The 26,455-nt window shown below is 68.2% G+C and carries 21 protein-coding genes; 7 read left to right on the forward strand and 14 right to left on the reverse strand.

The window, feature by feature from the left end; translation table 11 throughout:
• Positions 1 to 98 precede the first annotated feature (98 nt).
• From VMT65_RS18195 to infA, 9 genes are all read right to left on the reverse strand, one after another.
• Complete coding sequence (locus tag VMT65_RS18195; protein WP_326309468.1) at positions 99 to 836, reverse strand: hypothetical protein; 738 nt, start codon at positions 834 to 836, stop codon at positions 99 to 101.
• 308 nt (positions 837 to 1,144) lie between these two features.
• Positions 1,145 to 2,059 (reverse strand): tRNA pseudouridine(38-40) synthase TruA, encoded by a 915-nt coding sequence (gene truA, locus VMT65_RS18200; RefSeq protein ID WP_326309469.1) that lies wholly within the window; start codon positions 2,057 to 2,059, stop codon positions 1,145 to 1,147.
• Positions 2,060 to 2,144: 85 nt separating this feature from the next.
• Positions 2,145 to 2,642, reverse strand: coding sequence for a 50S ribosomal protein L17 (gene rplQ, locus VMT65_RS18205; protein WP_326309470.1), 498 nt, complete (start codon positions 2,640 to 2,642; stop codon positions 2,145 to 2,147).
• Between the two features lie 53 nt (positions 2,643 to 2,695).
• On the reverse strand, positions 2,696 to 3,754 hold the full coding sequence (locus VMT65_RS18210) for a DNA-directed RNA polymerase subunit alpha (protein ID WP_029923719.1): 1,059 nt from the start codon (positions 3,752 to 3,754) through the stop codon (positions 2,696 to 2,698).
• 109 nt (positions 3,755 to 3,863) lie between these two features.
• On the reverse strand, positions 3,864 to 4,469 hold the full coding sequence (rpsD, locus tag VMT65_RS18215; protein WP_326309471.1) for a 30S ribosomal protein S4: 606 nt from the start codon (positions 4,467 to 4,469) through the stop codon (positions 3,864 to 3,866).
• Positions 4,470 to 4,490: 21 nt separating this feature from the next.
• Entirely contained in the window at positions 4,491 to 4,904 is a 414-nt protein-coding gene (gene rpsK, locus VMT65_RS18220) for a 30S ribosomal protein S11 (RefSeq protein WP_029923717.1), read from the reverse strand.
• Positions 4,905 to 4,913: 9 nt separating this feature from the next.
• Entirely contained in the window at positions 4,914 to 5,285 is a 372-nt protein-coding gene (gene rpsM, locus VMT65_RS18225; RefSeq protein ID WP_326309472.1) for a 30S ribosomal protein S13, read from the reverse strand.
• 179 nt (positions 5,286 to 5,464) lie between these two features.
• Positions 5,465 to 5,578, reverse strand: a complete 114-nt coding sequence (rpmJ, locus tag VMT65_RS18230) for a 50S ribosomal protein L36 (RefSeq protein ID WP_033085975.1) — start codon at positions 5,576 to 5,578, stop codon at positions 5,465 to 5,467.
• Positions 5,579 to 5,697: 119 nt separating this feature from the next.
• Entirely contained in the window at positions 5,698 to 5,919 is a 222-nt protein-coding gene (gene infA / locus VMT65_RS18235; protein WP_040804562.1) for a translation initiation factor IF-1, read from the reverse strand.
• A 385-nt stretch (positions 5,920 to 6,304) separates the two neighbouring features.
• On the opposite strand from infA, the gene VMT65_RS18240 reads away from it, so the two are divergent.
• From VMT65_RS18240 to VMT65_RS18250, 3 genes are all read left to right on the forward strand, one after another.
• Positions 6,305 to 9,898 carry a nucleotide-binding protein gene (locus VMT65_RS18240; RefSeq protein WP_326309473.1) on the forward strand — a complete coding sequence of 1,198 codons (3,594 nt, stop codon included), beginning with the start codon at positions 6,305 to 6,307 and terminating at the stop codon, positions 9,896 to 9,898.
• Between the two features lie 159 nt (positions 9,899 to 10,057).
• Positions 10,058 to 10,279, forward strand: a complete 222-nt coding sequence (locus tag VMT65_RS18245; protein WP_326309474.1) for a hypothetical protein — start codon at positions 10,058 to 10,060, stop codon at positions 10,277 to 10,279.
• Positions 10,276 to 12,102, forward strand: coding sequence for a serine/threonine-protein kinase (locus VMT65_RS18250; protein WP_326309475.1), 1,827 nt, complete (start codon positions 10,276 to 10,278; stop codon positions 12,100 to 12,102). The genes VMT65_RS18245 and VMT65_RS18250 overlap by 4 nt, the downstream gene beginning before the upstream one ends.
• Before the next feature lie 97 nt (positions 12,103 to 12,199).
• Here the strand turns inward: VMT65_RS18250 and VMT65_RS18255 are convergent, their stop codons facing one another.
• Positions 12,200 to 12,553 (reverse strand): DUF4254 domain-containing protein, encoded by a 354-nt coding sequence (locus tag VMT65_RS18255; RefSeq protein WP_326309476.1) that lies wholly within the window; start codon positions 12,551 to 12,553, stop codon positions 12,200 to 12,202.
• A gap of 331 nt (positions 12,554 to 12,884) precedes the next feature.
• On the opposite strand from VMT65_RS18255, the gene VMT65_RS18260 reads away from it, so the two are divergent.
• Together VMT65_RS18260 and VMT65_RS18265 are read left to right on the forward strand one after the other, a co-directional pair.
• A complete protein-coding gene (locus VMT65_RS18260) occupies positions 12,885 to 13,724 on the forward strand; it encodes a GntR family transcriptional regulator (RefSeq protein WP_326309477.1) in 840 nt (279 codons plus the stop codon).
• Complete coding sequence (locus tag VMT65_RS18265; protein ID WP_326309478.1) at positions 13,721 to 14,392, forward strand: GNAT family N-acetyltransferase; 672 nt, start codon at positions 13,721 to 13,723, stop codon at positions 14,390 to 14,392. The genes VMT65_RS18260 and VMT65_RS18265 overlap by 4 nt, the downstream gene beginning before the upstream one ends.
• Positions 14,393 to 14,425: 33 nt before the next feature.
• Here the strand turns inward: VMT65_RS18265 and eccCa are convergent, their stop codons facing one another.
• Genes eccCa through eccD form a run of 3 tightly spaced genes read right to left on the reverse strand, consistent with a single transcriptional unit; the run spans position 14,426 to position 21,411 of the window.
• Positions 14,426 to 18,448 carry a type VII secretion protein EccCa gene (gene eccCa / locus VMT65_RS18270; protein ID WP_326309479.1) on the reverse strand — a complete coding sequence of 1,341 codons (4,023 nt, stop codon included), beginning with the start codon at positions 18,446 to 18,448 and terminating at the stop codon, positions 14,426 to 14,428.
• Positions 18,449 to 18,466: 18 nt separating this feature from the next.
• Positions 18,467 to 19,939, reverse strand: coding sequence for a type VII secretion-associated serine protease mycosin (gene mycP, locus VMT65_RS18275; RefSeq protein ID WP_326309480.1), 1,473 nt, complete (start codon positions 19,937 to 19,939; stop codon positions 18,467 to 18,469).
• On the reverse strand, positions 19,936 to 21,411 hold the full coding sequence (eccD, locus tag VMT65_RS18280) for a type VII secretion integral membrane protein EccD (RefSeq protein WP_326309481.1): 1,476 nt from the start codon (positions 21,409 to 21,411) through the stop codon (positions 19,936 to 19,938). Before eccD ends, mycP begins: the two co-directional genes overlap by 4 nt.
• Before the next feature lie 156 nt (positions 21,412 to 21,567).
• Here eccD and eccA point away from each other — a divergent pair, with 156 nt between their 5' ends.
• Both eccA and eccE read left to right on the forward strand, forming a co-directional pair.
• Entirely contained in the window at positions 21,568 to 23,403 is a 1,836-nt protein-coding gene (gene eccA / locus VMT65_RS18285; RefSeq protein WP_326309482.1) for a type VII secretion AAA-ATPase EccA, read from the forward strand.
• 591 nt (positions 23,404 to 23,994) lie between these two features.
• Positions 23,995 to 26,031 carry a type VII secretion protein EccE gene (gene eccE, locus VMT65_RS18290; protein WP_326309483.1) on the forward strand — a complete coding sequence of 679 codons (2,037 nt, stop codon included), beginning with the start codon at positions 23,995 to 23,997 and terminating at the stop codon, positions 26,029 to 26,031.
• A gap of 7 nt (positions 26,032 to 26,038) precedes the next feature.
• Here eccE and VMT65_RS18295 read toward each other — a convergent pair whose 3' ends face one another.
• On the reverse strand, positions 26,039 to 26,425 hold the full coding sequence (locus VMT65_RS18295) for a hypothetical protein (protein WP_326309484.1): 387 nt from the start codon (positions 26,423 to 26,425) through the stop codon (positions 26,039 to 26,041).
• Between the last annotated feature and the right edge of the window lie 30 nt (positions 26,426 to 26,455).

Genomic DNA, 26,455 nt, shown 5'->3' on the forward strand with positions numbered 1-26,455 from the left:
ACATGCCCTTTCAATTGCCCACCCCACCCGCAATTACCCCCGCACACCCATTCCCACCATCGCCTCGTCGGCATCCGCTCGCCGAGATCCGCGAGACCTCAACCCTTCGATGCAATCGCCCGCAGATGCGCCCGCAGCACGGTCGCCGTCACCGCGTGCGGCGGCAGATCCGCATCCGGGTCTGCCTCGACGACCAGCCCCAACTCCGCCTCCGCGCGATCCAAGCGCGCCCGGCGATCGAGCGCGGACTCGAGTCGACGCCGAAACCGATGCGGCGCCAACCGCTCCGTAATCCCGGGCAGTCCCGCCCCGCCCCGCTGCGGCTCCACCGCCGACTCGTCCCCGCCGCACAGCACGATCTGATCCGCCACCCCCTTGTCCCGATGACCGACACAAACCAGGAATCCGTGAATATCCCCCGCCCGCTCGAAACTCCCCATGAGAACCTCGTGATCCGCGGCTCGGGAACAGGTGAACTCGATCGGTCGCAGCGGCTCGTCCAACCGCGCCGCCCACGGTGGCACGGCCACTCCGCTCGCCTGCACCCGATCCGCCGCCACCCGTGCCGCGCGGGACAACTCGCCGCCGGTGAGCCACGAAATGCCGCGCAGCAAACCCAATGCCGACGGCGTCGCCCGCATCTCGAGCATCAGTACGTGCCACGCGCCGAACAGCTCACCGATGTCGTTGTCCTCGGAGTATCCGGGTGTCAGCATCTCGGCGGCCAGAAACTCGCCCCGAAAAGGATCGGTCTCGCCTTCGAAATCCGCCGCCACCCGCAGCGCGATCTCGAGCGATCGCCGCAAGTCGAACTCCTCGACCCCGGTGTCGGGCATCGGCCGCCACCCGAGACCCCGTCCGCCTTTACGTTTGCGACCGCCGCGGCCGCGACCCGATGTGCTCATGCACCGAGGTTCCGCCGCCTCCCACCCGAGAACATCGGTAAACGAAACTTCGCACCCCTGAACCATGTTCGGCAACCGGCATGGATTTCGCGGTGCACCCGCCCTGACCAGCGCGGTTTCAGGTTCGAGCCGGTGCGATGCAAGGTAGGACAATTCGGCGGCGACCGAAACTTCGCACGCCTGAGACGTATTCGGCCACGACCGGACGAAACCCCATGCGGCTCAGCAGTTGTATGCGGTCAGTCGCCGCAGCAACCGTCGGACTCGGGGACGGTGCGGACTTCGCGGGTTTGGGCGTTGCGGGCGGCGAGGTCGGCGTCGGCGGGGTAGTCGACGGCGGTGAGGGAGAGGCCGTGGGCGGGGGCCACGGTGACGGAGCTGGAGCGTTCGCGTTCGTTCAGCAAATCGGCGATCCAGGCGGGGGTGCGGCGACCCTCGCCGACCGCGAGCACGCCGCCGACGAGACTGCGGACCATGGACCAGCAGAAGGCGTCGGCGCTGACGTACGCGGTGAGGAGGTCACCGTCCTGGACCCAGTCGAAGCGCTGGAGTTCGCGGATGGTGGTCGCGCCCTCGCGGCGGCGGCAGAAGGCGGCGAAATCGTGCAGGCCCAACAGGTTTCGGGAGGCCTGGCGCATGGCGTCCACATCCAGGCCGGGACGGACCGGGACGACGCTGCGGGCCTGGAGCGGTTCCGCGCCGTAGGGGGCGGTGGTCAGGCGGTAGGCGTAGTGGCGGCGAATCGCGGAGAAACGCGCGTCGAATTCGGGCGGGGCGAGCCGGGCTCGCTTGACCCGCACGTCCTTCGGGAGAAACCGCGCGAGGCGGTGCACCAGCTTGGGCCCGTCCACCTCGGTGTGCGTATCGAAGTGCGCCACTTGCCCTTCCGCGTGCACCCCGGCATCGGTGCGCCCGGCCACGGTCAGCTGGATGGGCTCGCGCTGCACCTTGCTCAGCGCCTCCTCCAGCACCCCCTGCACGGTGCGCAGGCCGGGCTGCCGCGCCCAGCCGGTGAAATCGGTGCCGTCGTAGCTGATGTCCAGCCGTACCCGAATCGAAACCGGTTCGGGCGTCGGAACCTCTACGGTCACAGCGATCTCCTGGTTAACATGGAGAAAGCCCGCCGACCCGGAGGGGACGGCGGGCTCACTCATGGAATCTCCACCTCGGTCGCAAGCGACCTGAGAGTAAATTTCCTCGCCTGTGCTCCCCACGCAGTGGGGAGCACAGGCATAGAAATTATTCTGCAGCCTTGTCCTCGGCGGCCGGGGCATCCTCGACGACCTCGGCAGCCGGAGCCTCGGCAGCTTCGGCCGGGGCCTCGGCGGCCTTCTGCGAAGCGGCGACGCGGCGAGCACGATCGGCCTCGTTGGTCACGGTCTTCTCGCGAACCAGCTCGATGATCGCCATCGGCGCGTTGTCACCCTTGCGGGGGACGGTCTTGATGATGCGGGTGTAGCCACCCTCACGGCCCTCGAACGAGGGACCGATCTCCGCGAACAGGGCGTGCACGACGTCCTTGGAGCGGATCACCTTCATGACCTCGCGACGGTCGGCCAGGGTGCCGCCCTTCGCCTTGGTGACAAGCTTCTCGGCGTAGGGGCGCAGCGCCTTGGCCTTGGCCTCGGTGGTCGTGATGCGACCGTGCTCGAAGAGCGCCGTCGCCAGGTTGGCGAAGATCGCCTTCTGGTGCGACGCCGTCCCGCCGAAGCGGGCACCCTTCTTGGGCTTGGGCATTGTTTGAATCTCCTGTGTTGAAGGCCGATTCGGGGCGCTACACCCCGAATGACCTAAAGCTGTTCGGTCTCGGCGTAGTCCTGCTCGCCGCTGTCGGTGTCGCTGAACGAACCGCTGTCGCTCCAGGTGCCGCTGGCCGCGTCGTAGCCGACGACGGAGGACGGATCGAAGGAAGCCGGAGAATCCTTGAGGGACAGGCCGAGCGAGTGCAGCTTGACCTTGACCTCGTCGATGGACTTCTGACCGAAGTTGCGGATGTCCAGCAGGTCCGACTCGGTGCGGGCGACCAGCTCGCCGACGGTGTGCACGCCCTCACGCTTGAGGCAGTTGTACGACCGCACGGTGAGATCCAGGTCCTCGATCGGCAGACCGAACGAAGCGATGTGGTCCGCTTCGGCCGGCGAGGGGCCGATCTCGATGCCCTCGGCCTCGACGTTCAGCTCGCGCGCGAGACCGAACAGCTCGACCAGGGTCTTGCCCGCCGACGCCAGCGCATCCCGCGCGGAGATCGAGTTCTTGGTCTCGACATCCAGGATGAGCCGGTCGAAGTCGGTGCGCTGCTCGACACGGGTGGCCTCGACCTTGTACGTCACCTTGAGAACCGGCGAGTAGATCGAGTCAACCGGAATCCGGCCGATTTCCGCACCCGACGCCTTGTTCTGCACGGCCGGGACATAACCGCGACCGCGCTCGACCACGAGCTCGATCTCCAGCTTGCCCTTGTCGTTCAGGGTGGCGATGTGCATGTCCGGGTTGTGCACGGTCACGCCCGCCGGGGGGACGATGTCACCGGCGGTGACGGTGCCCGGGCCCTGCTTGCGCACGTACATGGTGACCGGCTCGTCCTCTTCGGACGACACGACCAGGCCCTTGAGGTTCAGGATGATGTCGGTGACATCTTCCTTCACGCCCGGGACGGTGGTGAACTCGTGCAGCACGCCGTCGATGCGGATGCTGGTGACCGCGGCACCCGGGATGCTCGAGAGCAGGGTGCGGCGCAGCGAGTTGCCGAGGGTGTAGCCGAAGCCCGGCTCCAGCGGTTCGATGGTGAACCGCGACCGGTTCTCGGACACGACCTCTTCGGTCAGCGTCGGTCGCTGTGAAATCAGCATTTCTTCCTCCTTCGAGCGCCCACTATTTGACGCTCAGTGTTGGGAGCTGCTGCGGCCCTGAAGAATTCGACAGGGCCACAACCAGCGGTGCGCTTGACGCGCTACCTGATTACTTCGAGTAGTACTCGACGATCAGCTGTTCCTGGAGCGGAACATCGATCTGCGCACGCTCGGGGAGCTGGTGCACCAGGATGCGAAGGCGACCCGGGACGACCTGCAGCCAGCCGGGGACCGGACGGTCACCGAGGGTCTCGCGGGCGACCTGGAACGGCAGGGTGCCGGCCGACTTTTCCTTGATGTCGATGATGTCGTACTGCGACACCTGGAACGACGGAACGTCGACCTTCACACCGTTCACGGTGAAGTGGCCGTGCGACACGAGCTGACGAGCCTGACGACGGGTCCGGGCCAGACCGGCGCGGTACACGACGTTGTCGAGCCGGGTCTCGAGCAGACGCAGCAGGTTGTCGCCGGTCTTGCCCTTCTGGCGGTTCGCCTCTTCGTAGTAGCGGCGGAACTGCTTCTCCATCACGCCGTAGGAGAAGCGAGCCTTCTGCTTCTCCTGCAGCTGGAGCAGGTACTCGGACTCCTTGATCCGCGCGCGGCCGTGCTGGCCCGGCGGGTAGGGACGACGCTCGAACGCCTGGTCGCCTCCAACGAGGTCGACACGCAGACGACGCGACTTGCGGGTGATAGGGCCGGTGTAACGAGCCATTTTTCTACTCTTCCTTTCCCGCTAGACGCGACGCCGCTTGGGCGGACGGCAGCCGTTGTGCGGCTGCGGGGTGACATCGGAGATCGTGCCGACCTCCAGGCCCGCGGCCTGGAGCGAACGGATCGCGGTCTCACGGCCCGAACCCGGGCCCTTCACGAACACGTCGACCTTCTTGACGCCGTGCTCCTGCGCCTTGCGGGCAGCGTTCTCGGCAGCGAGCTGCGCGGCGAACGGAGTGGACTTACGCGAGCCCTTGAAACCGACGTGGCCCGAGGACGCCCAGGAGATGACGTTGCCCTGCGGGTCGGTGATGGACACGATCGTGTTGTTGAACGTGCTCTTGATGTGCGCGTTGCCGTGGGGGACGTTCTTCTTGTCCCGGCGACGCGACTTCTGAGTCTTCTTCGGGCCAGCGGCCCGGCTCTTCGGAGGCATGCGCTATCCCTACTTCTTCTTGCCGGCGACGGTCTTCTTCGGACCCTTGCGCGTGCGGGCGTTGGTCTTGGTCCGCTGGCCACGCACGGGCAGGCCACGGCGGTGGCGGATGCCCTGGTAGCAGCCGATCTCGATCTTGCGACGGATGTCGGCCTGCACCTCGCGGCGCAGGTCACCCTCGACCTTGAAGTCCTGCGCTTCGATGAAGTCGCGGAGCTTGGTCAGATCGTCGTCGCTGAGGTCCTTGGACCGCAGGTCCGGGCTGACGCCCGTCTCCGCGAGGATCTCCTTGGCGCGGGTCCGGCCGATGCCGAAGATGTAGGTCAGTGCGATCTCCATGCGCTTTTCGCGCGGGAGGTCGACGCCCATCAGACGTGCCATGGTTGGCGTTTCCTTACTTTTGCGGAGGTCTGCTCCCTGTCCGTCCCCTCGTGAGTGGGGCCCCGGCCTCCGTACCGGGGGTGGGCCGCCGTCCGTCCCCTACGGGACTCGGCGACGGCGGTTGGCGCTGGGAGTGCTTCTAATTGCCAATCCGAACTGCGTTCGGTGCTTGGCGGAGATCAGCCCTGACGCTGCTTGTGGCGCAGGTTCTCGCAGATCACCATGACTCGCCCGTGACGGCGAATCACCTTGCACTTCTCGCAGATCGGCTTGACGGACGGCTGAACCTTCACGTCAGATCCAATCTGGGTTGGTGTTCACTGGCCGTGAACACAGTTTTTCCCCGGCCGGTTTGACCGGGGAAAACCCGGGACTCGCGCCCCGGAAGTCTCTCGCACCCGCGCGGGGTGACTCACTTGTAGCGGTAGACGATGCGGCCGCGAGTCAAGTCGTAAGGCGACAACTCAACGACGACGCGATCTTCAGGCAGGATGCGAATGTAGTGCTGCCGCATCTTGCCGCTGATGTGGGCCAGAACCTTGTGACCGTTCTCCAGCTCGATCCGGAACATCGCATTGGGCAACGGCTCGATAACCCGGCCCTCGACCTCGATGGCCCCTTCCTTCTTCGCCATATCCTCCGCGATCCCGGTTAGGCTGAACCTGGTTGGTTCAAGCTCATTACGGCAGGTCGGCGCAGAAGTTCGTGATGCATGCTGGCCAACCCGGTGACATACTCACAGGAGCGGCATCAAGCAGTATCCGATTAACTGCATGCCACAGCCACTATGTAAGTCACCAGCCGCCTAGCTTACCCGTTTCCCCAGATGCGGCCAAATACGGGGGCTGTGACGTGCCCCTATCACCTGCGAACTCCGATCCGCGTACCCACCCGCCGGACACAGCCTTGCCGTAGCCCCATATGTACAGCCTTGTCGAAGCTCGATGGGCACAGCCTTGTCGAAGCTCGCTAAACTACGCCCTGTCCAGCAAGATCGGTCGAGCACCCCGGGGGTAGATGTGAGTCGCGAGAACGACGGCCTCCCCATGCTCCCGCCCTGGCTGTCCGAGAGTGACGTCACCGACACCGGTTACGAGGCACCCGTCCAGAACCTCCCCCAGGACGAGGTGATCCCCGAAAAGAAGAAGGGCGGCCGCCGCCTCTTCGGCACCCGCAACCCCCGCAAGGGCCCGGTCCCCGACCCCATCACCCCACCCGCCGCACCGGACCCGGATCCATCCCCCTCCCCCGAGTCCCCCCAATGGACCCCACCCCGCCAGGGCACCCCAATCCCCCAGCGCGACCCCGGCACCCACTTCACCCTCCCCACCAACGGACGGCCTGCCCAACCCACCAACGGCCAAAGCTCCGCCTCCGGTCAGGCCAACTACCCCGCGCAGCCCAACAACCAAGGTTTCACCCCGGGCCACCCGAACGACCAAGCCCTGGCACCCGGCGATCAGGGCCCGGCATCCACCCCGCCCAATCAAGGACCCGCGTCCTCGCAGTCCGGCGGCCAGCCCTTCCAGCCCGACCACCAAAACTCCGCCCCCGGACATCCTGGTGGACAGACCTTCTCGCCCGGGCAGCCCAATGGGCAGGGCTTTACCCCAGCGCACCCGGACGGTCCCGCGCAGCCTGGCGTTCAGGGCCCGGCGCCCGCGCAGGCCAGTGGGCCGGGCTTCACCGCTGCGCCTCCGGAGGGCTCCGCGCAGCCCGAGGGGCATGGCGGACAGCCGTTTTCGGGGCAGTCGCCGGTACCGCCGCAGGGGGTTGGACCACGATTCGATCAGCCTCCAACCACCGGTGGGCAGTTCTCGCAGGCTCCGGTCGAGCCGGAAGCTGCTCGGCAGAGCCAGCATTCAGGGGGCGAAGGCGCGGCGGCCAGCCCGTTCACTGTGCCGCCCACGCCTGCGGTGCCTGGTCAAGCGGCTGACCAGTCTGGTCATGTGCGGCCGCAGCACAGCAGGCCGGGGTTTGCGCAGCCGACGATTCCGCCCTCGCCCGACGCGCCACGACACGGGTCGGCCGAGGCCGAGATTCGGTCGGCGGGCGCGTCTTTGGCGGGCGCTCCCACCCCGGTGGCTCCGGCCGATCCGACCACGCACATGCCGCTTCCCCCGTCGCCGAGCGAATCCGATTCGGCGACAGCCGATCCGGCCCTCCGCGCCGCGCGCCCCCCGCTGCCGCCGTCGCCGGCCGAACTCGACGCCGCGGCCCAAACCTCCACCGCCGCCGGCGACTCCGCCGCGGCCACCACCAAGATTTCGAACCCGCTCCTGCCCCCGGCACCGGGCGAACTCGACGCCACCGGCTCCGGCATCATCTCCCCCGTCGATCCGGCACGGCGCGAACCGATTCCCTCCTCGCCCACGCCGCCGTCCGAGGCCACCCCGGTCCCGAACACCACGGCCGCTGCCCATGAACTATTGGACGCGGAGCTCGCCGGTCTGGGCGGCGCACTTACCGGCCCGAACCCCCAGTCCCTCAATGCCGAAGCCGACTCCGCGGACGCCCCGCGAGGCGAGCACCCTGACGAGGACGGCGATTTCGACCAGCCGATGACTCCGGGTCGCCACCGCGCCGCGGACGTCCCGCTACCGCTGCCCTCGGATATCCACCCCGGCGGCCCGGCACCGACCACGCCGGTGGGGTCCGGCCCCATCCCGCAGGTCCCCGGACCGCAGGGGTCGGGTCCGCAGGCCCCGGGTCCGTGGGTGCCGCCCGCCCCGCCCGTCCCCGGTGTGCCCGGTTGGTCGACCGCACCCGATGCGCAGGTGCCTCCGGTTGGTTCCGATCCGCGCCAACCTGCGGGAGCCGTTCCCCCACAACTGAACCCGTGGGCTCAGCCAGCCGCTAGCGCAGACACCACCGACGCGGACGCGAATCCTTGGGCGAACGCCCCCATGTCGGAGGCGGCGGCCGCCGGGCTGACCGCCCGTCACGCGAGCGCTCCGCCCCAGGGCCAGAACGGCATTCCGGGCCAGCCCCAGACGCCGAACGCCCAACCGCACTGGGGTCCGAGGTCGCCCGAGTTCGGCGGGCAAGCGCCCGCCACCGGCGCGCCCGGCCAGATGCCTTGGGGCCCATCGAATCAGCAAGTGCCCCCGGCCGGTCAAGGTCAGTGGGCAGCGCCGGGGCAGGAGCAGGCCGCCTATCCGGGCGGTCCCGCGACGCCCGCGCCGGGTCAGCCCGGAATCGGTGGCCCGACGCCGTGGAATACCGGTGGGCAGCCGCTGGTCGGCATGCCGGGCCAAGACGGGCCCGGCGCGGGGCAGCAGGCCCCCGGGGCGGGCTCGGGACAGGAGCAGGCTCCGGCGTATCCGGATGGTCAGAGCCCCCAGGTGGTCGGCGATGCGGGCCAGCCCGGTTCGGGTATGCCCGGGTATGGATCCGGCGGCGCGAATCAGTCCCCGTGGGCGGCACCGGGTTCGGAGCAGCCCGGCGGTTATCCCGGTGGGCCGGTACAGGGTTCGAATGGACCGTTGAGTCCGGGGCAGGCCTTCGGTCTTCAGGGGCAGCCGGGTGAAGCCGGTCCCTATGGAGCTGCGCCTGGGCAGTATGGTGCGCCCACCGGGCAGTATGGTGCGCCGACTGGGCAATACGGTGCGCCGGCCGGGCAGTACGGGCAGGCCGGTTACGGCGGTCCCGGGCAGCAGTGGGGGGCGAATGGGCCTGGGGTGTCCGGGCCTTCGCTGGATGACGTGCAGGTGCGGCGGGCCAAGAAGGCTCCCGGCTCCGGGTGGCGGAAGGCCGTGCATCACCTTTCCGGTGGGTCGATCAATCCGGGGATGTCGGCCGAGGAGCGGCGACTGCAGGAGTTGGTGGCGCGGATTCGCCAGCCCGTGCGCGGTGATTACCGAATCGCGGTGCTGTCGTTGAAGGGCGGTGTCGGCAAGACGACCACCACCATGGGGCTGGGTTCGATCTTCGCCTCGATTCGCGGTGACCGCGTGATCGCGGTGGATGCGAATCCGGACTTCGGCACGCTGTCGCAGCGCGTGCCCTTGCAGACCCGGTCGACGGTGCGTGATCTGTTGTTGGACGAGCACATTCAGCGGTATTCGGATGTGCGACGCCACACCTCGCAGGGCAGTTCCCGTTTGGAAGTGCTGGCCAGTGAGCGCGATCCGGCGGCGTCGGAGGCGTTCAGCGAGGAGGAATACCGCGCGGTCGCCCGTATTCTGCAGCGCTTCTACAACATCATCCTCACCGACTGCGGTACCGGCCTGATGCATTCGGCCATGGCGGGCGTCCTGGATCTGGCGCATTCGCTGGTGCTGATCTCGTCCTCGGCCATCGACGGCGCGCGCAGCGCCGCCGCCACCCTGGACTGGCTGTCCCTGCACGGCCACGACCACCTGGTCCGCAATGCCGTGGTGGTCATCAACCTCCCGCGCCCGGGCGCACCGAACGTCGGAATCAACCAGCTGCGCGACTATTTCCTCTCGCGCTGCCGAGCCGTCCACATCATCCCCTACGACCCGCACCTGGGCGAGGGCGCGGAGATCGACCTGCACCGCCTGAGCAAACCGACCAAACGCGCCTACGTCGAATTGGCGGCCACGGTGGCCGACGATTTCACCGCCGATCCCCGCCGCTACCGCGGCTGAACCGAACCCGTTCGGCGGCAGGAAGTTCAGCCCCCGCACCCGCACATGACACGGCACCGAACCGGTGCTAATTTGTGCCTGGTTCGCGCTGCGCGGTTCGGCGCGAGCCGGGTACGAATGGCTGGCAACCCGCTGTTCAGCGGTGATGAGGGTTAACGCATGCGTCTGAGGTTCCGGCTATGGTCCGTGGCCGGAATAGGTGGCCACGACTTCGATCGGCCGCCGAGTCGGCTGCCCGGCACCACTTTTTCCGGCAGTGGCGTGACCGCCCTGGCCGACGACCCCGAGGACTCGGAGTACACCTGGATGCGTAAAGCCCACGACCCCGATATCCGGCAGCCGGCCGCCGCGCGGCACGCGATCTCGGCGGGTGCGCGATGAAGGCGCTGCTCCCCGATGATCCGCGGTGGGTCGGCCCGCATCACATGATCGCCGTGGTCGGCCGCGGCGGTATGGGCCGGGTGCTGCTGGGGCGAACGCCGACCGGAAAGCTGGTGGCGGTCAAGCGAATTCCCCGATCCCACATCGAGGATCTGGAATTCCGGGCGCGCTTCCAGCGGGAGTTGGAGACCGCCGGGCAGCTGACCGATGCGTCGACCGCGGCCGTGGTGGACAGCGATCTGGATGCCGCGCAGCCGTGGCTGGCCACCGAATACCTTCCGGCCCCGGATCTCTCGACGGTGGTCACGGCCTGCGGTCCGCTGCCGCCCTCCGGGCTGCGCCTGCTGGCGACGGGCCTGGCCACCACCCTGCTCGATGTGCATCGCGCGGTGCTGGTGCATCGAAACCTGGTGCCGGGCAATGTCTTGCTCACCGCCGCGGGCCCGCGCGTCATCGATTTCGGCATCGTCCATCCGCGCGATCCGGAGGGCACCCCGGCAGATCCGGCCGTCGCGCCGTTCCGGGCTCCCGAGCAGGCCGAGGGCCAGCCGGTGACCTCCGCCGCCGACATCTACTCCCTCGGCATGCTGCTGGTGCTGGCCGCCACCGGATCCGCGTCCGCTGCGCCGGATTTGCAGGCGGTCCCGCATTCACTCCGCAAACTCGTGGAATCATGTCTGGCGCCCGACCCCGCGCATCGCCCCTCGGCCCGCCAGCTGCTGGAGCAGGCCGAGCGGATTCCCGTGGAATCGGCTTGGCCGCAAGAGGTTCTGGATTTCATCGAGGCGCACCGGGTGGATGCCGAGTGGTGGGCCTCCAGCGGCGAGCAGGAGACCCGGTACCGGGATCAGCTGGCGCGCATCGACAGTCGACGGCGGCGCACCATCGTCTGGGCGGCCGCCGGTGCGGTGGGCCTGCTGGTGGCGGGCGGCGCGGTGGCCATATTGAGCCAGTCCGCACACTCCGAAGGACATGCCCAGCCGCGCACCAACCCGTCATTGGAGCTGAAGGCCTCGGAGTTGCGCCTGCTGGACTTCTGCGCGGTCCTGGACAAGGCGGTGGCCGGGAAGCTGGGCACCCGCGTCGAGGACCCGCAGACCGCGCCCGAGGGCGGCTGCGCCACCACGGTGCTCGACGCCACCCAGCGAAAGGTCCATTACACCTTCGACATTCCCGACCACGCCATCGGCGTGGATCAGCTGACCCCGACGGGCAAGACGGTGGGCCGGGCCCCGATCCTGAGCGCCGGTCCCGCGGACAACAGGTGCGACACGACGGTGGTGACGCAGTCCGGCGGCGCGGTGCCGCTGCGCATGTCGGCCGAGCAGCTCGATCCCGCCGCACAGCCGGGCGCGGCGTGCACGGCGGCCGAGCAGGCGCTGACCGCGGTCGTGCAGCAGCTCACCGAGGCCGTGCCGCAGCGCCAGGTGCCGCCGAATTCGGTGCTGCGCCTGGACCCGTGTGCGGTCCTGTCGGACAGCATGATTCGCGAGATCACCGGTGATCCCGTGGACAATCAGCGCAGTCCGCACGCGTGCGCCACCATCGGCCACGGCGGCTCGGTGCGCGTCGATCTGGTCGACGAGTCGCGACCCGACCGCGGCGACTGGGTCTACGAGACCCGGCCGGTCGGCGAGTTCACCGCATATGTCCTGGGCGCGAGTACCGCGAACGATTGCGATCTAGGTTTTGTGGTACGCCCCACCGAAAAAGACAATGCGGAACAGATCAAACTGACCGTGTCCGATCTGTCGAATTCACCGGACGCTTGCGGCAAAGCGGAAAAACTTCTGGCCGACGCGATTCCACGTTTGCCGAAATAATCTAGTGGGTATCGCGCGCGATATAAACGCGACATTCTCGGGCAAAACAGATGACGGTCCGGGCCACCGAACGGCCCGGACCGACAGAGTTTCGCCTTTACCAGGCGGGCAGCCGACGCCGACCCGCGAGCACATCCCGCACGAGATCGTCATAGGCGTCGGACAATTCAGCTAAATGGTGCCAAGCGCCGTGCAGCATTTCATCATTCGCGTCAAGGGTCATCAACGCATGATGAGCGCGGACCGACGCCTCGGCGAGACGGTCGATGACCGATCCGACCGTTTCGGTGTGCAGGGTCGCGCCCAGGCGGTGCTGGGGGACCGAGCGCACGATCCAATCGTCAATGGCCATGACCAATTCGATTCGGCGGCGCTTGTTTTCGATGATCGAGGTCGGGTCCGTCTCCGGCCCCACCCCGCCTCGTCCGACCACTCGCCGCTCGTGCAGCACCGCGAGATCGTGGGCGAACCACAGTAGGGGTCCGCCAATGACCCGGTGACCGCGACAAGCGCGCAGGAGTAGGTCGGAGGTCGGTAATAGGCCGGAAGCCAGCGACTGGGCCTCCATGTCCGCATACGAAGGAGACACGTCGGGCATTGCCACAACGACCGTGTTTGATGTCTCCGAACCTGCCACGTTGCCTCGCGTTCTTCGACGTATAACAACACCGCATTCAGGACGTTCATTACAATAAACCTCAGAATGCTGCTGTCAAGCCTTACACGGCAGTAGTACTCACGGAGTAGACTTCACAGCCTTGAAGCAACAACCGAGGAGCGAGATGGCGGACGGTCCGAGATATCAACGGATCGCAGACCTCCTCCGCGAGGAGATCCGCGCGGGCAAGTGGGAACCGGGCGATCGACTACCGAGTCACAATGAGTTGGCCGAGCAGATGCAGGTCTCGATAACGACGGCTCGCAACGCAATTCAACTTCTGGTGGCCGAAAATCTGGTCTACACAGCGACTTCCCGGGGCACCATCGTGCGCAGCCAGGAAGTCCTGGAATCGGTTGTGACGAACCATATTCGACCGGATCGGCCGAAGGCGACGCAGGACATCTTCTCCGAGATCGCGCGCGCCGCCGGCCGCGAGCCTTCGAAAATGTTCAGTGCCAGAATGGAACCTGCCAGTGCGGAGGTCGCACACTGGCTGGGGGTGGAGCGCGACGAGTGGGTGGTGTCCCGCACGATCATGCAGTACCTGGACAACGAGCCCTGGTCGTGGGAGGTCAGCTTCTATCCGCGAGATCTGGCCGAGGCCACCGGAATCGACGCTCCGCACGACATCCCGGAGGGCACGACGCGACGGCTGGCGGAGCGCGGTTTCGCCGAGACCGCGCATCGCGACACGGTCGTCGCCCGGCCCGCCACCGCCGAGGAGGCCGCGCTCCTGGGTGTCGGACCCGGCACGATTCTGCTCGATCATTTGCGTATCGGGGCCAACCACGAACGCGTCACCCGAGTGACACGGCATCGTTCCACCGCTGCCCGCAACCGGCTGGCATACGAATTGGGCGACGCCGAGGGAACGGACATTATTCGTAAAACCCTGGGTTCGCCCTGCCCGCCCGGAAATTCCCATTCCTTCGGCAATTCCTTGCTACCCGGCTCGCCATGACTCCGCACCTGCGTCCGGCCTGTCTCGCCGATCTAGGGACCATCACCCGGTTCCGGCTGCAACGTACGAGCTGGCTGGCCGCTCGCGGCAGTGACCAGTGGACCCGGGCCGGACGGGGTCTCCCCATCGAGACCTTCGTCCGGTCCGTGGCCCACGCGGTCCGCAATGGCGAGACCTGGATCGCCGAGATCGACGGCGAGGCGGCGGGCACCATCACCGTCAACGACCGCGCCGACGAGAATCTCTGGTCCCCCGGCGAACTCGCCGACGCCGTGATCATCCACTACATGATCGTCGACCTGCGCTTCGCCGGAAACCGCATAGGCGAATCCCTGCTGGCCCACGCCGCGCACCTGGCCCGCCTCGAGCACCGCTCCTGGGTCCGCCTGGACGCCTGGACCACCAACGAGGACCTCCACGCCTACTACCGCCGCTCCGGCTTCCGCCTCTCCCGCATAGCGGGCCCCGAGGCCACCGGCCCCTCCCGAGCCCTGTTCGAACGCCGCACCGCCACCTGGCCCCATCCGGCCCTGACCCTGACCCTGGGCGAAACCACCCATCTGGCACTGGATCCGGCCCCCACGACGGTCTGGCACCTACCCCAGCACCCGTTGCTGCGCACGCACCCGGGCGTGGTCGCCGAGCCCGGCCCGGCGACCCAGCCGTGAAGTCCGGCGACCCAGCCCTGAGTCGCCGGGACCTTACAGCGCGGGCAGGTCGGCGATTTGGATCATCTCGTCGCCCGCGGAGCGCGACCAGAGGATGCCGCGGCCGGGCGGCAGGCGCATGGGGCGGATGTCGCCGATGAGCTTGCCCTCGTCGCGGGAGCCGCTCATGAGCAGCGCCGGGACCGAGAGATTCTTCATCGAACCCAGCACCTGGTCGTAGAGCGCCCGGGAGATGCCACCCATATTGCGGGAGATGACGACGTGCAGGCCGATATCGCGGGCCTGCGGGAGCAGTTCGACCAAGGCCCCCAAGGGGTTTCCGCCCTGGACGACCATGTCGTAGTCGTCGATCACCACGTAGATCTCGGGCCCGGACCACCAGTCGCGGTCGCGCAGCTGCTGCGGGGTGATGTCGGAGCCCGGGATGCGCTTGGCCAGGTAGTTGACGACTTCCTTGACCATCGGGCCGCAGGTCTGCGAGGAGGTGGAGTACCCGGCGAGCTGGTCGCCCTCCATGACGCCCAGCAGGGTGCGGCGGTAGTCGATGAGGATGACGCGCGCCTCGTCGGCATTGGAGCTCTCGGCGATGCCGCGAATGATGTTGCGCAGCACCGTCGTCTTGCCGGACTCGACCTCGGAGAACACCATGAAGTGCGGGTCGGAGTTGAAGTCCAGCACGATGGGCTGGAGTTCGGACTCGCCGATGCCGATGACCACCTTGGTGGCGCTCTGCTGAATACCGTTGCGGCGCGCCAGTTCCAGCACCTGTTCGCGGGGCAGGCTGGCGGGCAGCGTGCGCACCTCGGGTGCGCGGCGGTCGCCGAAGAGGGCCTGCATCTCGGTGCGCGCGGCGGCGACGCCCTCGGCGAGGCTCTCGGGATTGGTGTCGGAGTCCAGGCGCGGCATGGCGATGAGCATGTGCAGCTGGTCGGGCGACAGACCGCGGCCCGGACGGTTGAGCGGAACGTTCACCGCGACGCGGCGACCCATCTCGGAGTCGGACGGGTCACCCAGGCGCAGCTCGATGCGGGTGCCGATCATGTCCTTGACCGAGGCCCGGATCTCACCCCACCGGTTCGCGCCCAGGATCACGTGGATGCCGTACGAAAGCCCCTGTGCGGCAAGCTGTCCGACCATCGGCTCGAGCGAGTCGAACTCCTCGCGCACGACCTGCCAGTTGTCGATGACCAGGAACACGTCGCCGAACCGGTCGGCCAGCACCGGGTCGTCGGCCTGCCCGCCGCTCTGCGCGGCGTGCTTGCGGCGCCGGAACTCGGCCATGGATTCGATGCCCAGCGCCGCGAAGCGCTCCTCGCGCTGACGCAGCAGCGTGGTGAGTTCGGCGACGGTGCGGCGCACCCGGTCGGAGTCGAGCTTGCCCGCGACGGAACCGACGTGCGGCAGCCCGACCAGACCGGCCATGGAACCGCCACCGAAGTCGAGGCAGTAGAACTGCACCTGCTCGGGCGTGTGGGTGGCCGCCGCGGCCATGATGATGGTGCGCAGCGTGGTCGACTTACCCGACTGCGGACCGCCGACGACCGCCACATTGCCCTGCGCGCCAGCGAGATTGATGGTGAGCACGTCGCGCCGCTGCTCGTAGGGCTTGTCGATGATGCCGATCGGCATCCACAGCTGCCCGTGCCGGTTGACCGGCGAACGCCAGTCGGGATCGGGCAGCAGCATGTCCACGGTCGGCGACTCGTCCAGCGGCGGCAGCCATACCTCGTGGGCCGGGCGACCGTGTCCGGTCAGGCGCTTGACGACGGTCTGGAGCAGGCTGTCGGGCAGGCCCTCGTCCCCGCTGGGCGGCGGGGGCGGCAGCAGATCCAGTGGGTCGAGCGGATTCTCGGGCTCGGGCTGCTCGAGGATCTCGACCATCGCGGCGGTGAATTCGCGCGGCGGGGCCTCCACGACGGTGGTGCCGTCGGCGGCCTGCCGGGCCGCGCGGGGTGCGACGTAGGGCCCGGAGACGTAGGTCGCGTTGAACCGCAATGGATCCGAGGCGTCGCTCTTGAGGTAGCCGGAGCCGGGGATGCCGGGCAGGTGGTAGGCGTCGGTGATACCGAGCACCGCGCGGGACTCGTTGGCGGAGAAGGTCCGCAGACCGATTCGATACGACAGGTGCGAATCGAGCCCGCGCATCTTGTTCTCCTCCAACCGCTGCGAGGCGAGCAGCAGGTGGACGTGCAGTGACCGGCCCAGTCGACCGATCATCACGAACAGATCCGCGAAATCCGGCTTCTGCGAGAGCAATTCGGAGAACTCGTCGATGACCACGAACAGCGCGGGCAGCGGATCGAGCGGCACACCGGCCGCACGCGCCTTCTCGTATTCGGTGACGTTGGCGAAGTTGCCCGCCGAGCGCAGCAGTTCCTGTCGCCGGTTCATCTCACCGGCCAGCGCGTCGCGCATACGGTCGACGAGCTCGAGCTCCTCTTCCAGGTTGGTGATGACCGCCGCCACGTGCGGCAGCGGATCCATGCCGAGGAAGGTCGCGCCACCCTTGAAGTCGACCAGGATCAGGTTGAGCTGATCCGGCGAGTGCGTGGTGACCATCGAAAGGATCAGCGTGCGAAGGAATTCCGACTTGCCCGAGCCGGTCGCGCCGATGCACAGGCCGTGCGGGCCCATACCGTTCTCGGCGGATTCCTTGATGTCGATCTCGACGGGCGTCCCGTCCGGGGTGATGCCGATCGGCACGCGCAGGCGTTCGCGTCCGGCGCGCGGCCGCCACACCTTGGCCGGGTCGATCTGCGCCGCGTCCGGGATCTTGAGCAGGTTCATCAGACCCGGGTCGGCGGCGGAGGTGTTGTCGCCCAGGCTCACGATCTGGGCCGCGGTGGCAATCCGGAAGCGGGCCAGGCTGCGCGCGAACGCCTCCACCTCGGCGAGGGTGACGCTGTCGGCATTGGCGAACTTCTCACTGCCCGCCGCGCTCTTGGCGAACACCTCGCCCCCGGCGGCGACCAGCTGCAGCCCGCGCCGCGCGGCCAGGCTGTTCTCGGCGGCGCTGACGTCGATGACGGTGACCGCGTCCAGACCGGACTCGGAGATCAAACGCTCACTGCCGCTGACGTATCCGTCGTCGATGACCACGACCAGGTGCAGGCGTCCGGCCGTCGGCTGCGGGTTGCGCATGAACCGCCCGCGCTCGAGCAGATCGTCGGCCAGCGCCGTCTCCAGCTCACCGAGCGAGCCGTAGATCATGCGGGCCGCGCCCATGCCGTCGCGTTCGGTCGCGTGCTGCACGTGCGGCAGCCACTTCGCCCACGCCCAGGCTTCGCAGTCGGGTTCGGCGGTGACGATGGCGACCGCGACGTGATCGGGTCCGTGAAACGCGGTGAGCTCCATGAGCATCGACCACACCAGCGCCCGGGTGTCGGCGACCGGCCCCTCGATATTGATGGCCGGGAAGGCGCGCAGCGACACCGCGGTCGGCAGGTGGTGCACCACGGAATGCGTTCGCACGAAACGCCGCAACGCCACCGTCGACACCGGCTCCAGGTCTTCCAGGGGCCCGGTCTCCGGCCGCGCCAGCTTGGCGGCGAGCCGGTGCGTGCCGATGCCGACGCGCACGTGCCCGAAGTCGGGATCGTTGGGCCGCCGCTCCCACATGCGCCGGGTGCCCACGATGGACGGCAGATCCGCCGGTTCCGGATGACTCCAGATCAGCGTCTCGAGCTGCTTCTGCCCGGTGCGCCGGACCTCGCGACGGGTCTGGTCGAGGTAGCGGAAGTAGTCCTTGCGTTCCTCGTTCAGCTCCGCGGAGCTCTTGCTGCTGCCGCGCTGACCCATGAGCATGCCGGCCATCGACATGATCATCATCATCGGCATCATCATCATGTACGGGTTGGTCAGCATGGACCGGCCCATCATGGACATCATGGCGATCATGCCGATCATGGCGACCACCATGACGACCGGCATGAGCTTGCTCATGAGCGGCGCGGCGACCGGACGCGGAATCTCCGGCGGCGCGGTCAGGGCCATCTCACCGCCCGGCGCGCGCGGTGGCGCGATCCGGGGGCGACGCACGAAACCTTCGGTAGCCATGGGGTTTATCTCCGGTCGTTAGGAATCGAGGTCGGGCAGCTCGTCGTCGGGGCGGCGGCGTCGGAATGGAATCGATACGGCCAGACCGATTCCCAGCGCGGACAGACAGAAGACGGTGCCGATGGTGGCGACGAGTCGCGGAATGCGCGGTGGGCCCTTGGGTTTGACGGGTGCCGGGAAGGCCTGCGGCTTGTCGGCCCCGACGTGGATCGGCATTTCGGGCGTGTCCGCGTTCAGCGTGGCCGCGGGCAGCACCGTGGTGAGCGCGGCGACGGGGTCGATCAGGCCCGCGCCGATGCGGTCGTCGCGTCCGGTGCCGGGCTGGTGCGCGGTCAGCATGATCTGGTTCATCACCTGCCGTGCCGACCAGTCCGGGTATTTCGCCTTCACCAGCGCCGCCAGCCCCGCCACGTACGGTGCGGCGAAACTGGTTCCGTTGATGGCCTTTTGACCCGAGTCGACGCTGGTGGCGTTGACCAGTCCGGTGCCGCCGGGCTTGTTGTCGAGCGAGACGATATTGGTGCCGATCGCCGCGACGCCCACCCACGGACCGTAGAGCGAGAAGCTGGACGGCCCGCCGGTCGGATCCACCGAGGCGACCGGGAGCACGTACTTGTTGAACCAGGCCGGGCTGGAGATGGTCTTCACCTTGTCCCAGCCGGTCTTGGTGTTGCTGTACGAATCGTTCTGCGTGCCACAGCCATTGGCCTGGTCCACGTTTCCGGCGGCCACGACCACGACCACGTTCTGCTCGTAGGCGAAGCGCACCGCGTCCCCGAGCGCGGCATCGGCCGTATCGCCGCCCGCGGCGGTGCAGGCGTCCTCGGAGATATTGATGACGGTCGCACCGAGATTCACCGCGCGCACGACGGCGGCGGCCAGGGTCTGCATATTGCCGTACCCCGACTTGCTCATGCTGCCGGGCGTGTCGCCGCCATTGGAGTCCTTGGCCTTGTAGGCGTCCGAGAGCTGGCGGATCGACAGGATCTCCGCGTCCGGCGCGACACCCACGAACGCGTCGTCCGCGCTGGGCTGCGCGCCGATGATGCCCGCCACCAACGTGCCGTGGCCGTCGCAGTCCTCGGTGGTGCCGTCGCCGTCGGAGACGTAATCGCCGCCGGGCTGCAGAAAGGGCAGCCGCGGATGCCGATTCACCCCCGTGTCGATGACCGCGACCTTCTGCCCCGCGCCCTTGTGGTTCGGGCCGGGATTGGCCTGCCAGACCGCCTGCAGATCGAGCACCTTCTGCGCGACGGGTTCATCGCGCGGGGTGTCGCCCTTGAGGGACTGCTCGACGCACAGCGAGTTCTTCTGCGTCGGCACCAGCGGCGCGGGCTTACCCGCCAGCGCCTGCACCTCCCCCAGATGCGACAGGTCGGCGGTCGGCTGGCTCACGCTGGCGCTCGCGGTGGCCTGCGGCAACAGCAGCGCACCACCGAGAACCGCTGCCGCACACAGAATTCGCGTCCAGTTTCCGGGACGCCGACTCATATGTTCCGAGCCGTCGAGTAGACGTCCATGATCCACAGCACCAACGGGACGATCGAGCAGATCAGGCCGTACTCGAAGATCTCGTTGAAGCGCCGGGTGACGGGTGTGACCTCGACATGCGGGCCGATCACACCGAATCCGATGGCGCCCACCGCGAATGCCATGAGCAGTCCGACCGAGACCAGCAGCATGTCGTTGTCCGACAGCGCGAGCAACACCGCCAACCCCACGAAGGTGACGCACCCGCTGGCGATCAGCGTGGCTGCCTGGGTGAGATCGGCGAACGAACGTCCGCGCAGGCACAGGATGATCGAGACCACCACGGCCAGCGCAATGCCCTGCCAGCGATCCGAATTCAGCGGATCGGCCGTGCCCAGCGCACCGGCGACCGCGCCCAGGGCGCTGCCGACCACGATGCCGGTCTGGAACTGATTTGCGGTGCGGGCACGCTGCCCGAGCCCGTGCGCCGACGGCAGCACGGTCGCGCCGATCGCGCCGATGCCCTCGATGGTGGGTCGCGGTTCGTGATCGGCCGGGTCGATGGCGGCGCCCGCGGTGGGCACCGGCGGCACGGGCAGCCGGGCCAGCATGGCGGCCAGCCGCGGGACCATCGAGAGCATGATGATCGAGGCGACGAGAACGCCGGAGGCGATCTTCGGCACCCCGGTGTCCCAGATCATGCGCACCGCCGCACCGACTCCGGCCAGCAGCACGACCGTCACCACCGCGGCCACCACCGCGGCTCCGGCCCCGATGATCCGGTAGCCCACCACGGCGAGCAGCAAAGTGGCTGCCGCGCCGAGCATCAGGTGCGGGCTGCCCACCGAGCCGGGCACGGCCAGCGCCGCGCCGCCGAAGGCGAGCAGCAGCATGCACAGCGTGAGCACGGTCGCGGTCAGCTCGTCGGCGTATTTGCGCTGGGCGATGGCACCGGCCACCAGCGCGGCGATCGCACCGCCGAGCAGCAGCGGCGGCGCGACGAAGGTGTCTCCGGCCGAACGCGACAGGAATGCCAGCACCACGGCGAACGCCACCGCGGCGACGCCCGCCACCAGTCCGGTCCAGCGCGCCGAGCTCGCCGACCAGTTGCGGAATTCCTCGGCGGTGAGCCGGGACACGGCGTCGATGACGTCGTCGAACAGCGCGGGCGCTTCCTTGGCGGAAACCGCGCGCAGCACCAGCAATTCGCCGTCGTAGATCTCGGCGTCATTGAGGGTCTGGCTGGGCGCGATCATGTCGCGTCCCAATTTGGCCAGTGTCCAATGCTGCGATTGCAGCGGCGTGCCACCCTCTTCGCCGCCGATCGGCTCGGGGTTGCGGGATTCGATGAGCCGCACCAGATCACCGATGAACGCGGCGATCGGGACGTTTGCCGGTAGGCCGACGTCGAGCTGGGTGTTCCCCCCGATGACGGACACGCGGCACAATTCGGGTTCGGCGGCTCGCGGTCCGCCGATCGACTGTGCTGTCACTAGCTGAACTGCTCCCCTGTCGCTCTCAACAGTTGCCCGCCCAGGGCGGTTAACCATAATGTATCCGACTGTCCGCAGCCGTGCGATTCGCATGGCGTGGGTGGGGATTGTGCACGAAAGACCAACCAGGTTCGACGAATTCGGGGTTCGACTAGGATGATCGACACTCGCCAGGCCCAACGCGCCTTCGATGCGGGAGTGCTGTCACTGGGGTTGAGCATCGAGGGCCAGGAGTCGAACCGGGACCTCGACTACGCCAAACTCGCCTTTCAGCGCGCCACCGAATGGGACCCCACCATGGCCGACGCGTGGCTGGGTCGGGCCGCCGCCGGTGAGGTCACCACGGATGTTCTGAGCAATCTCTACAAGTGCAGCACGGTGTCCCTGGGACGGGAACAGCGCCGGTTGGGGCTGCCGCCGCGCACGCTTGCCGGACGTTTTCTGCCGGGGCTCTACATCGATTACCCGCTGTCCAGTTTCACCGAGATTCATCTGGCCTGGGCCGCGCACCTGATCGCCGAGAAGCAGTACGACGAGGCGCTGAACGTCCTCGACGAACTCGACAAGCACCGCCGCGCGCGGGCCTCGGAACCGGATTTCGAAATCGACGGCCGCATCGCCAAATACGTGCGCGGCATCCTGCACTACAACACCCAGCGCTGGCCGGACGTGATGGCCGTGCTCAATGGGTCCGAGGCGTGGGAGGACCCGTACCTGGCGGCGGGTGCGCATGTGATGGTCGGCACATCGTGCGCGCAGCTGGGTCTGTTCACCGAGGCGATCCGCCGCATGGAGGCCGCCGAGGCCGGGCCGATTCCGGCGGCGCGCACCGCGGCCATGTTCTGCCGCGGCCTGTGCCTGCGCGAACAGGGTCAGGCCGATGAGGCGCAGTCGCTGTTCGAGAAGGTGTATTCGCAGGCACCGGATTTCGAGGCGAACGCCGCGGCCATGCGCGATCGCACCTACCGGATCACCCTCACCACCCGCGAGGTGATCGAGGCGCGCACCGACAAATGGGATCCGGCCTCCGCGCCCTCGCTGGAGGAGAAGCAGGCCGCCGAGCACGAGGACCGCGCCAAGGAGATTCTGGCGCAGGCGCGCGCCGAACTGGACAAGCAGATCGGTTTGGCGGCGGTGAAGACGCAGGTCGCCAAGCTGCAGTCGAGTGCGCAGCTGGCCAAGATCCGTGCGGAGAAGGGGCTTTCGAGCTCGGCGCGCGGTCAGCACCTGGCGTTCACGGGTCCGCCCGGAACCGGTAAGACCACCATCGCGCGCGTGGTCGCCAAAATCTATTGTGGCCTGGGCATTCTCAAGACCGACAAGGTGGTCGAGACCAAGCGCTCCGACTTCGTCGGCCAGCACCTGGGTTCCACGGCCATCAAGACCGACGCGCTCATCGACACCGCCATGGACGGCGTGCTGTTCATCGACGAGGCGTACACCCTGATCCAGACCGGACTTTCGGGCGGTGACGCCTTCGGCCGCGAGGCCGTGGACACACTGCTGGCCCGCATGGAGAACGACCGCGACCGGCTGGTGGTGATCATCGCCGGATACGACGGCGAGATCGACCGCTTCCTGGCCGCCAATGACGGTCTGGCCTCGCGCTTCGCCAAGCGGCTGCAGTTCCCGTCCTACACCGCCGAAGAGCTCGGGGCGATCGGTCAGGTCGTCGCGTCCAAGCGGGATTCGGAGCTGTCCGAGGACGCGCTCGAGGCGCTCGTCGCGACGTGTCGGCGGCTCTACGACATGGAGAGCACCGACCAGAGCGGGCAGCCCCGCCGCGGCGTGGACCTGGCCGGTAACGGCCGCTTCATCCGCAACCTGATCGAGGCCGCCGAGGAGGAACGCGAATTCCGGCTGGCCAATGACGAATCCATCGATTTGAGCACCGTCGACGAAGCCGTGCTCATGCGCATCGAGGGTCCCGACATGAAGGCCGCGCTGAGCACCCTGCTCGGTTCACTCGGTCTAGCCGCGGCCGCCGACTGAGGGGCGAACTGAACTGTGAACGACTTTCCGCGGGGAGCGGGCGGCTACCAGCCGGGCGGAAACGGTGGGAACACCCATGGCGGGGACGGCGGCCAACCACCGCGCGGAACCGGCGGTTTCGGGCACGATTTCGACGAATTCCTGCAACGCACGTCGAACCCGGGCGGCCCGGGCAGCCATCCTCAACGTGGTCCCGGCAACTACGGCCACGGTGAAATGGGCGGCTTCCCCCCGAACCAGCCCCTCAACCCCGCCCCGGGCAGTCGCGACAACTTCGCGCCGGGCACCCCCGGCGGCCAGCCGCAGAGCGGTAATTCGCCACACGGCATGGGCCCCGGTGGTCCCGTGGGCTCCGGCGGTCCGGATGGCTACGGCCGTCCTGGCGATTTCGCACCTCGCCCACCCGAAACACAGGGCAACTTCGCCCCGGGTGGCCAACCCCAGGGCCGAACAGCAGATTTCGGGCACGGCGGATTTGACGCTCCCTCGCAACGCGGGGCAACCGGCTACGGCCAGGGCGGTCCGGATAGCCATGGCCAGGGCGGACCCGGCAACCTCCCGCCCACACGGCCGAGTGGTGACTCTCGCGATGTGAGAGGCGATTTCGCGCGCGGCGGATTCGACGACCCTGCGCAACGCGGAGCAGGCGGCCCTGATCATGGCCGTCCCGATGGCTACGGCCAGGGCAGCCCGCGCTACGGCCAAGGCGGTGCCGATGGCTATGGCCAGGGCGAGCCCTCGGAGCGGGGCGGGTCAAGTGTTGCGGCACCGCCGCGTCCGGCCGCTCCGTCGGCTCCGGCGGCTCCGGCGGGCGAGTCGGAGGTGAACTCGGGGCAGGCGCATCGGCGGCGGAAGAGCCCGGAGGCAGGGGCGCGGGCGTCGCGATCGGCTGCGGCGGATGCCGTGGCGGCCGAATTGCGGGCGGATGATCTGTGGTTGTTGCGGAATTTGCCGTTGCGGCTGGTGATTCCGGTGGGGTTGATCGGGGTGGTGGCCTCGCTGGTGGCCGTGGCGTTGAAGGCGCCGTGGTGGGCGGCGGTGATCGCCGGGGTGGTGCCCGCGTTGATCGGGTTGGCCCCGGTGGGTGGGGTGCCGGTCGGGCTGCGGATCGGGCGGTGGGTCGCCTATCGGTGGAAGCAGGCGCGGCGCAAGAGTTTCTCTGAGAACGCGCTGGTCGATGTGCCGCTGCCGGATGGCGGCAGTTGCGGATTGCGCTGGGACGGCACGCTGTTGACGACCATGCTGCGCATCGACCCGCCGCCGGACACGCTCACCCTGCTGCGCCGCGGTTCGCTCAGCACCGATCAGCTGTTGCCGCTCCACGAGATCGCGGCCTGCCTGCGGCAATACGATGTCGAGTTGCATTCGGTGGATGTCATCTCCACCGGCACCCGCACCGCCAGCACCGAGGCGGTGATCTCCGGCTACGCGGCCAGCATCGCGCCGCTGGGTCGCCTGTACGACGAGATCCTCGGCCCGCTGCCCGCCATCGCGCATCGCACCATGTGGCTGGTGTTGCGGCTCAACCCGCTCGACAATGCGAAGGCCGTCGACAATCGCGGCGGCGGACCCGAGGGCGCGCTGCGCTCGGCCCTGGTCGCCACCCGCCGCGTGGCCAATCGCCTGGCCGGACACGGCATTACGGCCTCGGTCCTGACCACCTCGGAGATGACGACCGCGCTGCGCGAGCTGACCCGCGGCATCCCGGTCAACGAGTTCACCGAGAACCCGGACAACCTGGAGCACAACGGGATTCACCTGACCAGCTACCAGATCGATCCCCAACTGTTCAATTCCGATGGCCTGGCCAAGATCTGGGCCGTCCGCAGCCTCGCCACCACGGTGACCGTGCGCCTGCAGCCGGTCCCCGAGCCCGGCGCGAAGCCCGGCCAGCCCGCCAGCATCATCGAGGTGGACGCCCGCGTCCGCTACGACACGCCTTACGAGCACGGCGAACCGCCCGTCGCGGGCCTGAAGGAGCTGCCGCGCCGCCAGATGTGGGCCCTCATGGACATCCTGTCCTACGGCACCCAGGAGATTCGCCCCAGCGGCTACCGCGGCCCCGTGGACGTCCTCACCGACATCGCCATGCCCACCGCGGGCTGCGGCCAGCTCATCGGCGCGGACCGCTCCGGCAGCGGCATCGCGGTCCCCTTGATCGGTGACGGCTCCCGCCGCATCGACATCATCGCCAGTCTGGCTCTGGCCCAACAGGTCATCCTGCGGGCCATCGCCCTCGGGGCGGGCGCGGTGGTCCACACCGCCCGGCCCTGGGCCTGGCAGGGCATGGTGGCCAATGTCGCCGCCCCCCAGGCCCTTTCGCTGGCCTCCTCCATCACCCATAGCTCCCGCGGCACGGTGGTGACCGGCCGCCTGGCCAGCCCCGCCGCGACCGTCATCGTCTTCGACGGCGTCCCCGCCAGCGCGCCCCCGGGCTCCGCCACCGTGGTCACCGTCCTCGAATCCCTGCCCGCCGACTACGAACCCGACGCCGACGTCACCATCGTTCAGCACCCCGACGCCCCCCACACCATCACCGTCCACACCCCCGCCACCACGACGACGGCTCAAATGGTCACCACCCCGGCCGAACAGCACTATCTCGCCGGAGCCACCGCCCGCCGCTGAGTCGTCCTCACCGATTCTCCGGTGCCGGAATGAACAGCGCCTCGAACGGCGGTTCGCCGACCGCGACGGTGCTGTGCCCGAGGCCCTCCACATCGGCCGCCAGCAGCATGTCGCCCGGAGCGAATCTCCGGGTCTCACCGTCGGTGGTTGTCACCTCGATGGTGCCGCGCACCATCACCACCCATTGCCGCGCCGGGGCCGGATGCGGAACGGCGTCGAAGCCGCCGCTCCGCACGAATGCCACTGCCCCGCTACCCAATTCGCCGACCGCCATCGGATCGACCCCGACCGCGACCGGCCGCACCCCGAGCTCGATCCGGTCATCGACGAACCTCGATCCGCCATCCGCCGACATCTCGATCCCGGTGTAGTGCAATGTCTCCAGTTCACTCATACGAACGATCCTGCTGGCACCGACTCCTCC

This window comes from Nocardia sp. CDC153 (assembly GCF_035818515.1).
Classification (GTDB): domain Bacteria; phylum Actinomycetota; class Actinomycetes; order Mycobacteriales; family Mycobacteriaceae; genus Nocardia.

Coding starts and splice junctions, on each gene's coding strand:
- VMT65_RS18195 (WP_326309468.1), bottom strand. CDS start 836: ATGCCCGACACCGGGGTCGAGGAGTTCGACTTGCGGCGATCGCTCGAG.
- truA (WP_326309469.1), bottom strand. CDS start 2,059: ATGAGTGAGCCCGCCGTCCCCTCCGGGTCGGCGGGCTTTCTCCATGTT.
- rplQ (WP_326309470.1), bottom strand. CDS start 2,642: ATGCCCAAGCCCAAGAAGGGTGCCCGCTTCGGCGGGACGGCGTCGCAC.
- VMT65_RS18210 (WP_029923719.1), bottom strand. CDS start 3,754: ATGCTGATTTCACAGCGACCGACGCTGACCGAAGAGGTCGTGTCCGAG.
- rpsD (WP_326309471.1), bottom strand. CDS start 4,469: ATGGCTCGTTACACCGGCCCTATCACCCGCAAGTCGCGTCGTCTGCGT.
- rpsK (WP_029923717.1), bottom strand. CDS start 4,904: ATGCCTCCGAAGAGCCGGGCCGCTGGCCCGAAGAAGACTCAGAAGTCG.
- rpsM (WP_326309472.1), bottom strand. CDS start 5,285: ATGGCACGTCTGATGGGCGTCGACCTCCCGCGCGAAAAGCGCATGGAG.
- infA (WP_040804562.1), bottom strand. CDS start 5,919: ATGGCGAAGAAGGAAGGGGCCATCGAGGTCGAGGGCCGGGTTATCGAG.
- VMT65_RS18245 (WP_326309474.1), top strand. CDS start 10,058: ATGCGTCTGAGGTTCCGGCTATGGTCCGTGGCCGGAATAGGTGGCCAC.
- VMT65_RS18250 (WP_326309475.1), top strand. CDS start 10,276: ATGAAGGCGCTGCTCCCCGATGATCCGCGGTGGGTCGGCCCGCATCAC.
- VMT65_RS18260 (WP_326309477.1), top strand. CDS start 12,885: ATGGCGGACGGTCCGAGATATCAACGGATCGCAGACCTCCTCCGCGAG.
- VMT65_RS18265 (WP_326309478.1), top strand. CDS start 13,721: ATGACTCCGCACCTGCGTCCGGCCTGTCTCGCCGATCTAGGGACCATC.
- eccCa (WP_326309479.1), bottom strand. CDS start 18,448: ATGGCTACCGAAGGTTTCGTGCGTCGCCCCCGGATCGCGCCACCGCGC.
- mycP (WP_326309480.1), bottom strand. CDS start 19,939: ATGAGTCGGCGTCCCGGAAACTGGACGCGAATTCTGTGTGCGGCAGCG.
- eccA (WP_326309482.1), top strand. CDS start 21,568: ATGATCGACACTCGCCAGGCCCAACGCGCCTTCGATGCGGGAGTGCTG.
- VMT65_RS18295 (WP_326309484.1), bottom strand. CDS start 26,425: ATGAGTGAACTGGAGACATTGCACTACACCGGGATCGAGATGTCGGCG.